Source organism: Terriglobus sp. ADX1 (genome assembly GCF_036877645.1).
Lineage (GTDB): Bacteria > Acidobacteriota > Terriglobia > Terriglobales > Acidobacteriaceae > Terriglobus.
Genome location: NZ_JAEDXV010000054.1, coordinates 1 through 10,594, shown reverse-complemented (window position 1 = coordinate 10,594; position 10,594 = coordinate 1). Strand labels below are relative to the sequence as shown.

The 10,594-nt window shown below is 58.1% G+C and carries 10 protein-coding genes; 6 read left to right on the top strand and 4 right to left on the bottom strand.

The genetic code is table 11. The features are described 5' to 3' along the window. Positions 1-23: 23 nt before the first annotated feature. On the bottom strand, positions 24-1,811 hold the full coding sequence (locus JAO32_RS19580; protein WP_334243549.1) for an ArnT family glycosyltransferase: 1,788 nt from the start codon (positions 1,809-1,811) through the stop codon (positions 24-26). Positions 1,812-1,941: 130 nt separating this feature from the next. Between JAO32_RS19580 and JAO32_RS19575 the strand changes: the two genes are divergently transcribed. After that, on the top strand, positions 1,942-3,831 hold the full coding sequence (locus JAO32_RS19575; RefSeq protein ID WP_334243547.1) for an ArnT family glycosyltransferase: 1,890 nt from the start codon (positions 1,942-1,944) through the stop codon (positions 3,829-3,831). Positions 3,832-3,920: 89 nt separating this feature from the next. After that, positions 3,921-4,487: a DUF4256 domain-containing protein gene (locus JAO32_RS19570; RefSeq protein ID WP_334243545.1), complete on the top strand. Its 567-nt coding sequence runs from the start codon at positions 3,921-3,923 to the stop codon at positions 4,485-4,487. Here the strand turns inward: JAO32_RS19570 and JAO32_RS19565 are convergent. Next, positions 4,484-5,710 (bottom strand): glycosyltransferase, encoded by a 1,227-nt coding sequence (locus JAO32_RS19565; protein ID WP_334243544.1) that lies wholly within the window; start codon positions 5,708-5,710, stop codon positions 4,484-4,486. The two genes, JAO32_RS19570 and JAO32_RS19565, sit on opposite strands and share 4 nt — an antisense overlap. Beyond that, on the bottom strand, positions 5,707-6,132 hold the full coding sequence (locus JAO32_RS19560) for a MerR family transcriptional regulator (RefSeq protein WP_334243543.1): 426 nt from the start codon (positions 6,130-6,132) through the stop codon (positions 5,707-5,709). Before JAO32_RS19560 ends, JAO32_RS19565 begins: the two co-directional genes overlap by 4 nt. A 177-nt stretch (positions 6,133-6,309) precedes the next feature. On the opposite strand from JAO32_RS19560, the gene JAO32_RS19555 reads away from it, so the two are divergent. Further along, the gene (locus tag JAO32_RS19555) at positions 6,310-7,338 is read left to right on the top strand and encodes an SDR family NAD(P)-dependent oxidoreductase (protein WP_334243541.1); all 1,029 of its coding nucleotides are present in this window, start codon (positions 6,310-6,312) and stop codon (positions 7,336-7,338) included. A gap of 245 nt (positions 7,339-7,583) precedes the next feature. On the opposite strand, the gene JAO32_RS19550 is transcribed toward JAO32_RS19555, so the two are convergent. Next, the gene (locus JAO32_RS19550) at positions 7,584-8,153 is read right to left on the bottom strand and encodes a hypothetical protein (RefSeq protein ID WP_334243539.1); all 570 of its coding nucleotides are present in this window, start codon (positions 8,151-8,153) and stop codon (positions 7,584-7,586) included. 141 nt (positions 8,154-8,294) lie between these two features. On the opposite strand from JAO32_RS19550, the gene JAO32_RS19545 reads away from it, so the two are divergent. From JAO32_RS19545 to JAO32_RS19535, 3 genes are all read left to right on the top strand, one after another. Further along, the gene (locus tag JAO32_RS19545) at positions 8,295-8,585 is read left to right on the top strand and encodes a hypothetical protein (protein WP_334243537.1); all 291 of its coding nucleotides are present in this window, start codon (positions 8,295-8,297) and stop codon (positions 8,583-8,585) included. 81 nt (positions 8,586-8,666) lie between these two features. Further along, positions 8,667-9,605: an ACP S-malonyltransferase gene (gene fabD / locus JAO32_RS19540; protein ID WP_334243535.1), complete on the top strand. Its 939-nt coding sequence runs from the start codon at positions 8,667-8,669 to the stop codon at positions 9,603-9,605. A gap of 66 nt (positions 9,606-9,671) precedes the next feature. Further along, positions 9,672-10,547 (top strand): TIGR03435 family protein, encoded by an 876-nt coding sequence (locus JAO32_RS19535; RefSeq protein ID WP_334243534.1) that lies wholly within the window; start codon positions 9,672-9,674, stop codon positions 10,545-10,547. Positions 10,548-10,594 lie beyond the last annotated feature (47 nt).

Genomic DNA, 10,594 nt, shown 5'->3' with positions numbered 1-10,594 from the left:
CGTTTGTATTTCGACTAATTCACCTAACTGCGGTTTAGCAGAACGTACTTTCCACCTGAAGAACCAATCAATCTTCCGCCATGCGCAGCCTGCCATTGTTGCGTGCGCTTTGCATCGTGCGTCACAAAGAACACCGGCGCACTGCCATTCCACAACGCCAGGAACGAAGCATCGTCCTCAAAACGATGCGGCGCATCCGCATACAGTGAGCCGTACCAGAGGTTATTCACGCGCCCATTCAGCATGTACACCGGCTGGCCGGTGTAGAAGTTAATGGAATCACCGTTGGAATATTCGCCGTCAATCACGATGCGCGCCGCAGGATCCCAGTGCTGCTGAATCACACGCGCCAGCGGCTCCGATCCAAGGATGGGATAGAAGATCCGCAGACCTTCATGCACGCTACCCAGCACACCGCACATGCCCAGCGCCAGCACGACATTTGCCGCAAACGACTTACCGCGCAGCTTCAGGAACAATGGCACACCGGTTGCCAGCAACAGGCTCGAAGCCATGGTGATGAGGGGTACACGGAAGAACCCGAAGGCGTTCGTCGTGAAATCAAACAGATGACCAAACGAAAGACGATAGTCGTCTGGATGCTGCTGCAATGCTTCGAATAGATCCGCGCCAGGCGCCGGAGCCTTCGCCACAACCGCAAGCGCAATGCAGACCACTGCAGCAATTGCCGCAACAGAGAACAACGCAGCGTAGAACCACCGCGAACGCTTTGACTCTCGCGACTCCGCATCCGCCAGATAGCGCCCCGCCAGCAGGGCCAGCGCAGGCACCGCGGGCAGCGTGTAGTACTCCTGCCGCGTGGAGAAGCTGAAGAACAGCAGAATCATCACTGCCCACAGCAGCAACATCACAGTGGGACCGCCACTGCGCCATGCCGCTCTGCGCTGCCACCAACGACGCGCCGCGCCGAACAGGAACACGCCCCACGGCATCAGCCACACCACCAGCAGCGCCCAGAAGGTCAGCAGCGGTACCTTGTCATAGTCACGTGGAATGCGCCGGTTCAGATAGCGATTGATCTGATCGTTAACGATGTAAAACCAGAACCAGCCCTTCGCTCCACCGCTGGGCGCATTCTGCCGCCACGCGAGAATGTGCCACGGCAACATGGTCACAAGAAACACCGCCGTAAAGATGCCCGCACGCATCTTCAACAACATCTTCAGTTCGCCAATCACCAGCAGATACAGCACTAGCAGGCCCAGCGGGAACACAATGCCGATGAGTCCCTTGGTCAACATGCCTGCCGTACACACCAGTGCAAACACCACCGCGTGCCACGTCTTCACTCTGCCTTCTGCACGAATGGAATCCACCATGCGCAGAATCAAATCCGCACACATGGTCATCCACAGCGCCACCATCACATCTGGGATGAAGAATCGCGTGAAGATGTAAGGCCCGATACACGTGGCCATGGCCAGCCCCGCATAAAAGCCTGAGCGCTCTCCAAACAGCCGTGTGCCAAAGCTATACACGTAGAGAATCAACACCAGCACCGACAGTGCCAGCGGCAAACGGAATGCCCAATCATGCATGCCAAAGACATGCGCGCCAGCGGCCGCCAGCCAATACGGCAGCGGTGGCTTATCCAGATAGCGAATGCCATCCACGTATAGCGTCACGTAGTCATGGCGCGTAATCATCTCGCGCGCGGCTTCGGTGTGGATGGAGTCCACGTCATCCAGCAGCGGCGGACCGAAGATGCCCGCAAACTGTGTCAGAAACCAAAGGATTGCGAGAAAAGCAATGTGCCCCGTCCGCAAAGAACTACGCTGCTGTACCTGCATGAATGCCTTTTTGCAAAAAATCCTGCCAAACTTCGGCCCGTACCATTATCGCTGAATGCGCACGAATTGCGGCATCCGCCGTCTTTCTGCGGCATAAGGCGCACGTTACCCATAAGATGAAGCGGTGACGTTGTCCGAACCACTGCCGTCTTCTCTTTCCCCGGATTCGCAGGTATCTGCCGGCCCGCTCAACCGCCGCTCGGTCGCTGTACTGGTAGCCATCTGGCTCGTGCTGCACCTTGGCTGTCTCTTCACGCCCGGTCTGCTGGACGATGTGGACTCCATCTACATTGAAGCTGCGCGCGAGATGCTGCAGCGCCATGACTACGTCACGCCCTACGTCGACGGTGTCCGCTTCTTCGACAAACCGCCGCTCATGTACTGGATGGCCGCAGGCGGTATGAAACTCTTCGGCCCTCATGACTGGGCTGCACGACTGCCGCTGTCGTTGATGGTGTTGGGACTGTTTCTCTCTGTGTACGCGCTTGGCCGCAAGCTGTTCGGAGAACGTGGCGGCTTCTATGCCGCACTCGCCATGGCCACCAGCCTGGGGCCGTATCTCTTCACACGCTTTTACATCCCCGACATTATGAATGCGTTGTGGATGGCTCTGGGCGTGCATCTATTTCTCATTGCATTGGACAACAGCCGCAACGGTCAGATGCGTTCTGCACGCATGGCCACGTGGGTTTTCGGCGTTGTGATGGGTCTGAATCTACTAACCAAGGGACTCATCGGCATCGTCTTTCCGATTGGCTTTGTCGTGATCTACGCGCTGCTGACAAAGCAAGGCAAACGACTGCTGAAACTGCCATTGTTCACGTCGCTGCTGCTCTTTGCCGTGGTCGCGTTGCCGTGGCATATTCTTGCGGCACTGCGTAATCCTGCCATCCCCATGCCTGCGGGCACAGGTCTACCTGCACGCGCGGGGTGGTTCTGGTTCTACATCATCAATGAACACTTCATGCGCTTCCGCGGCCTGCGCATTCCGCATGATTACGGTCAGGTTCCTATTCCGCTCTTCTGGCTGATGTTCTTCCTATGGCTCATGCCGTGGGTTGCTTTCCTGCCCGCAGCATGGACGCAGTATGCACGCATGTGGCGCGATCGCTCGCTGGAAAACTCCAAGCGCAAGCAGGCCGCGCTGACTGTGCTGCTATGGAGCGGCATGGTGCTTGGCTTCTTCACGCTCAGCTCGCGGCAGGAGTATTACTCGCTCCCTGCTTTGCCTGCTCTCGCGTTAATGGCAGGCGGTGTTGTTGCCGGAGCAGAACATGGCGATCCGCATCTGCGTCGCAATATCCTGCGCGCACACACATGGTTCCTGCTGCCGTTAGGAATGCTCATCGCCGCCATCTGCGCCACACTCGCAGCGATATCACCCGCAGCACGTCCCGGCGCAGATATCAGCGAACTTCTCACCAGTAATCCGGATCAGTACAACCTGGCGCTTGGTCATCTGCACGATTTGACGACGCGCGCCATGGGCTTCTTCCGCGCGCCGCTCGCGATCATGGCTGTATCCATGTTCGGCGTTGGTCCCATTGCATGGTGGATACGGCGCCACGGCAATCGCCGCATCGCCAACCGCGAACGCGCCGCCAACGCAGTACTTGCTGTCAGCATGTGCGGCGTATTGCTTGCAGTGCATGGCGGCCTTGACCGCTTCTATCCCATCATCGGATCAAAGGGTCTGGCAATGCAGCTCGCGAAGGTAGTGCAACCGCAGGATGCAGTGATGCTTGACGGTGAACTTACCAGCGGCTCCACGCTGCTCTTTTACACGCGGCATCCGCTGCAGCTTGTAAATGGTCGCGTCAACGGCCCGTGGTTCGGCTCGTTCTGGCCAGATGCTCCGCACATCTTTGAAGATGAAGACAGCCTTCACAAAGCATGGAGCGGAACGCAACGCGTATACCTGTTGACCTACCAGCAATCACGCATCGCAGATCTGCAACACTTCGGCGCAGTCCATCTTTTCGCCGCATCCGGCGGCAAGATGATCCTCGCCAATCGTTAGCAGCAAAACCACTGCGATACCATTCCATGCGGAAGCGCGTGGCCGTGTTTGTATGCGTCAGAGCTACGCCGTTCCTGAGAGATCACGTTATGGCTCCTGCAGCACTCTCCAAGCAGCAACGCACGCAACTCCTTAAGGTGTTGCAAGAGCGTTTTGAAAAGAACGCAAAGCGCCACGCAAAACTCGCATGGAGTGAGGTAGAGGCAAAGCTAGAAAAGAACAACGCGGCACTCCGTTCCCTCTTCGCCATGGAAGAGAGTGGCGGCGAACCAGACGTGATTGGTCGCGATGAAAAAACAGGCGAGATCATCTTCTGCGACTGTTCCGCAGAAAGCCCCGAAGGTCGCCGCAACATTTGCTATGACCGCAAAGGCTATGAAAAACGCTTGAAAGAAGGGTTGCAACCCATCGGCTGCGTTCTGGACATGGCTGCAGACATGGGCATTGAGCCGCTGGATGAAGAGCAGTACTTCGCGCTACAGAAGCTCGGCGAATTCGATCTGAAATCACAAAGCTGGATCAAAGCGCCTGCAGATTTTGTGAAGCTTGGCGGAGGATTATTCGGCGATCGCCGCTTTGGTCGTGTCTTCGTGTATCACAACACGCCACCCTCGTTTTATCGCGCAAGAGGTTTCCGCGGCCTGCTTCGCGTTTAGCCGTCAGCCTTCAAACGACCATCCGGCATGATGCGGAACTGTGTGCCGTGATAACTGGTATCCGCAGGCAGATAGCTACAGCACCAAATAACAAAACCAAGCAGATCACGCAGCGGATAGATCAGCGTTTGAAACACGATGCGCTCTGCGCCCAGCACGCGCAACATGGTAAACGCCTGCAACCAGCGATTTACTAGCGCAATACCTAGAAACACCCACGCTGCGCACCAGTTACCAAGCGAGGCTTCCAACAAAAATCCAATCAAGCCAAACGGCATGGCAAACGTAAGACCTGTACCAAAGTGCCCAGCCGGCCGCGACCGGCGCGTGCTCTGCATCCATCGAAGCTGATCGCGAAACGACCGCACAACACCCTGATCCGCTACTACCAGTTTGATGACGTGCGTGCTCATCTCTACGCCTTTACCCTGCTCTGCGAGCCGATTGCCGAGCACAAAATCTTCCGCCCAATAATGGCCCAGGTCCTTGTATCCACCGGCGTCGATGAATGCCTGCTTCTCCAAAATCATCGTCACACCCAGCGCAAAATCCGTGCCGCTCAGCATGTCTGCAATCAACACACCTGAGCCCATCTCCACGCTCTTGCCCACGGCATCCAGCCATGTAAAGAGGCTGCCCTGATCCACATGTCCCACATACAGGCACGAGCCCAACACCACCTGCTTGCCGTTCACAGTGTGTCCAGGCGCGATGGACTGGATGCAGTGCAGCAATGCATTGGGCGACATGCGCGCGTCCGCATCGCTGGTAATCAGGTGCGGATACGTAGCTGCCTCACTCATCACCGCCAGCGAAAACATCTTCGGATTGGGATACAGCGGTTCGCCACACGCATAAAAGCGCACAGGCCGATCGGGATAACGCTGCGCTACTTCATACGCAATCTGGATTCCCGCATCATCCTGATGACGCGCGCAAAAGATGATCTCGTATGGCGCGGGATAATCTTGCTGGAAGAAGCTTTCAATGCTTTTCTCAAGCCCCGGCTCTGCACCATGCAACGGTTTCAACAGGCTCAGTGGTGGTGTGAACAGTTTTTCCCGTTGCAGAACGCACCTGCGCCTTGCAGCAAAGCGCAGCGCCGCCACCACGGCCATGCCGCAGAAGATCAGCGCTGTCAGCGAACCCAGCGCTGCAATCCAGAACAAGATGCGCGAAAGAAGACCAGTGCCTGTGAGATGCGACAGCGAAGCGAAGCTCATCCCCGCTTCTTCGGCGCAGCAGATGCAGACTTCATCACCACCGGCTTGCCCACCAGCACGGGACGACGCAGTGGCACCAAACCCGCTTCATTGCTGCGTGGTTGCTGCATGCGGCTCAGCATCTCGTCGCGCATGTAGCTCACAAAGTTCTGCATGTCCTTGTTCATCTGCTCCATGCGTTCGCGCATCTGCAGAATGATCGCAATACCCGCAATGTTCACCCCCAGATCGCGCGCCAGGTTCAGGATGAACTCCAGCCGCTCCAGGTCTTCATCGGTGTACAGGCGGGTGTTGCCCTCGGAGCGTGAAGGGCGCAGCAGGCCTTCGCGCTCATACAGGCGCAGCGTCTGTGGATGAATGGCATACATCTCCGACACTGCGGAGATCATGTATGCGCCTTTGGAACGTCGCTTCGTGGCCATGACGGGTGCCTCTATTCTACTGATTTGGATGCCATTTCCGCACCCCATAGATATTCCGCGGTACACGCAACGGCAAATGAACCCGCAGGCGTCTGAACGTGCATGGTTGGCAAAGCGTTAAAACTCGGCGGAAAAGCGGGTGTCTGGTTTGCGAAACGACAGGCGCGTAAACATGGCATGAAGATCAACCTGGCTCTTGGCATGCTTGGCGCAGGCATCGCCGCCTGCGAGGCGTGGAAAGCACATCAGCGTGACGCCGCGGTGCGTGGCAAGGTGGTTCTCATTACAGGCGGCAGCCGTGGGCTGGGGCTGGAAATCGCACGCCAGTTCGGTCTTGGGGGCGCCCACCTTGTCCTTGTTGCGCGCAAGGATGACGAGCTTCGTGAAGCCCTTGGCACACTGATGCGCGAAGGCGCCATTCCCAACGGCGGCACAGCCCATACCATCACCGCCGATATCAGTCTCAAAGAAGACTGTGAACGCATGATTGCAGACGCCACCGAGCGCTACGGACGCGTCGATATCCTCATCAATTGCGCCGCCATCATCACCGTAGGTCCGTTTGAAGATCAACCCACTGAAGCATTTCGCGGCGCCATGAACATCAATTTCTTCGGCCAGCTTTACGCCATCCAGGCAGTCCTGCCGCAGATGCTGGAGAGGAAAGCAGGACAGATCGTGAACATTGCCAGCATTGGCGGCAAGATTGCCGTGCCGCACATGCTGCCTTATGTCGCCAGCAAGTTCGCGCTTGTCGGCCTCAGCGAAGGTCTTCATGCAGAGCTGCGCCATAAAGGCGTGCATGTGCTCACTGTCTGCCCCGGCCTGATGCGTACCGGCTCCCATGTGCAGGTGGATCTGGTCGGCAACGCGGAAAAGGAGTACCGCTGGTTCAAACTGGCCGCCACGGTACCGGGTATCGCTGTCGCCGCTCGCTCCGCAGCGCGCACTATCTTCCGCGCCACCGTGGAACGACGCGCAGAGATTACGATTACGCCGCAAGCATGGCTCGCCGCGCGGCTCGTAGGCGCGGCGCCGGAGTGCTCCGCCCATTTCGCGGCTCTGGCCAGCCATCTGGCTCTTCCAGCCCCGAACGGCAATCAACACCCCATCAAAGGGGCTGAAATCGAAGCACAGCGAAAGGCGCAAAGGGCAGTCCGAAACAACGGCGGTGCGCGGGCTCCGTTCTCACCCGCCGAGGCATGAAATTCCTGTTACAAAATGGCGTGGTGGAAAAGATTTATGCCCGAAACGCCCTGGACAGGAGTAGCCTGAAAGTACTCCTAGACCCGTTCCAGGGTCAGACAGGCCGCGAGAACCGGGAAGTACCTCCACTCCCTCTCTCCCGCGGCCTGCCCTATGTCGGAGTCCATATAAGCATTTCGACACCCGCAAATCCGGCAACTCCTACCTTGTGAACCCTGCCTTACTTGTTCAACACTGAGAACCGCCTAGTGTGCCGGCACCATGACGGCGTTCTCGTCTATCTTCGGAATCCCGAAGTGACCACTCAGGTGCAGCATATCCAGCGGTCGTAGCGTGCAATCCACGCTGACCACGCTCATGTTCCTGTCACCACGCGTAAGCACCGTTACCCCCGTGATGTTCATTCCCTGGAAGTGCAGCCACATGTCCGTCATGTTTGCGGAGGCCGCGCCATTGGCGTTGACCAGGTGCTTCCATCCCGCCGCACGATACTGCGCATCAATCATGCCCAGCGCGCCGGGATCGTATCGAGCAAAATCCTTCGCATGAAATGTCCGCACGGTGATGCTGTTTAGACCTGCAACCACACGACGCGTCTCTGGGTCGCTATTCGCAAAGAACTGATCCGCCGCCGACAGCATATTGCGGTCAAAGGTAAATGACGTCTGAGAAGCATTGCTGCTGATGACGTCACCAAAGTTCGGAACCCAGCCTGCGGGCGGCGGGGGAGGCGCGGTTTGGGCAGACAAGCAAACAGCTCCCACGGCCAGTACGGCGGCAGTGGCAAAGGTCGAAAGCGAACGAACGAAACCCATATCCTGTAAGACCCGCTTTCTCCCCACGAGTCGCATATCGCACAGGAACATGCCCACGCAGATACGCGACAGCCAACCCTGTTGCCTTTCGTGCGTCTCACCCACTGCCATCACACATAGGGGTGCGTTATGATGTTCCGCATGAAGCTGTCTCGCAGTCGCCGCAAAAAATTGGAAGAAATTGAAGCGCGTATCCAGGAAAGTCTTTCCCAGATTCCCGCCGCTGTTGAGGCTGCGCTGCCCCGGTCAAAGTCGCACAAGCTGGCCGTCACCGCCGCATGGGTTGCGGGTGGCGTGGGTGTTCTGACGCTTGGCCTCCTCGCAGGCCGTGAACTCCGTGTGCGCTACAAGATGAACCGCCGCACCCCCTACGACTACTACGCCCACTCGGGCGATCAGACGCCGGATCTGGAGTTCGGCGTCGGTATCTAAGCAGGTTAACGATCCACCCGAGGCCCCACGTTCCACCGCGAGCGTGGGGTTTCCTCTTGAACACGCAAGGACATACGAACGATGAGCATCGCATTTCTCTTCCCCGGACAGGGTTCGCAAAGCGTCGGCATGGGCCGCGATCTGGTGGAAAAGTTCCCCGCCGCCAAAGCCGTCTTTGAAGAAGCCGACGAAGCCCTGGGCTACAGCCTGTCGCAACTCTGCTTCGAAGGCCCGGAAGACCAGCTAAAGCTCACGGAATACACGCAGCCCGCCATCCTGACCGTCTCCGTCGCCGCCGCGCGCGTTCTGGCTGATCACGGCATCACCGCGACCATGGCCGCCGGCCACTCGCTGGGCGAATACAGCGCCCACGTTGCCGCAGGCACCCTCACCTTTGCCGACGCCGTCCGCACCGTGCGCCTACGCGGCCAGTTCATGCAGGAGGCCGTCCCGCAGGGCAAGGGAGGCATGTCCGCCATCCTGGGCCTTGACGCCGGACGCATCGGCGAACTCTGCCAGCAGGCCAGCGACGAACACAACTGTGTCGTTGCTCCCGCCAACCTGAACGCGCCGGAACAGACCGTCATCTCCGGCGAAGCCACCGCCGTCACCCGTGCGGGCGAACTCTGCAAAGAAGCCGGAGCCAAGCGCGTGGTGCCCCTGCCCGTCTCCGCGCCCTTCCACTGCAAGATGATGGAGCCCGCAGCCGAACGCCTTGCAGCCGAACTGGAGCGCGTCGTCATCCTCGACCCGCAGATTCCCGTGGCCAGCAACGTCGATGCCCGCATGATCAGCCGCCGCGCCGACGTCCGCGACTGCCTCATCCGCCAGGTCACCGGCGCTGTCCGCTGGGTGGAGTGCGTAGAGCTGCTGAAGTCCAGCGGCGCCACCACCTTCATCGAGGTCGGCCCCGGCAAAGTCCTCAGCGGACTGATGCGCCAGATCGACCGCGCACAAAAGATGCTGAACGTGGAAGACGGTGACAGCCTGCAGAAGACACTGGCAGCCCTGAACGGCTAAGCCGGAAGCCGCATAAATCGCCAGCGTTCAAAATCAGATTGCCGCGCCCACAGGCGCTCAAGCACAATGACGGCCATGCGCATACGTGGCCGTCATTTCTTGCTTTTCATCACTGGTTTGATCGTCGCAATTCCCTGCACTGCACAGACAACACCTGCCGAAGGCTACACACCAACACTGACACTCGACGTGGTTTCCGTGCGGGAGAGCAGGCCAGACCCGCAAGGCTTCACTGTAGGTGGCGGGTTTGCGGGCGCAACCGGAACGTTAAACCTGACGAATTTCGACATCCAAAACCTGCTCCTGATGTCCTACGGGCTCAAACCGAACCATTTGGATGGTCTTCCCGGCTGGGCTACGCCACAGCTCATGTACAACATTCAGGCTAAGTCGGACGAAGCAGCCGACGCCAAATTAGCGACCCTTCCGAAAGAGCAACTCATTGCAGAACACAATCACATGTTGCAGGTCATGCTGGAAGACCGCTTTCACCTGAAGACACATTGGGAGACTCGCCAGCAGCCGATGTTGAACCTGGTCATCGCCAAAGGGGGCCCAAAGATGCACCCCGGCGGTTCGATGCCACTGTCTGAGGAAGAATCGAAAAGCGCGGCCGCTGGTAAGTTGCCTGAAGTAGGTCAATGGGGAAATGGGAGACTTGGCTACGAACTGGTTGGACACAATGCTCACATGAAATTCGCGGCGCAATACTTTGGCTTCTTCACGGGTATGGATGTTATCGACAAAACAGGCCTTTCCGGTACGTACGACTTCGACTTGAAATACAGCCAGTACAGCGACGCGCAGCGCGAGGCTAATCCTGAGCTATGGCCGCCATTTACAGACGCTGTCCGCGACCAACTGGGACTCTCACTGGAGCACGCCAAGGGGCCAGTACAGGTTCTGGTGGTAGACCACATTGAGCCGCCGTCCCAAAACTGAACCAACAGTTGCTCATTGATCGAGTCAGACACTATGTCGGTCGCAAA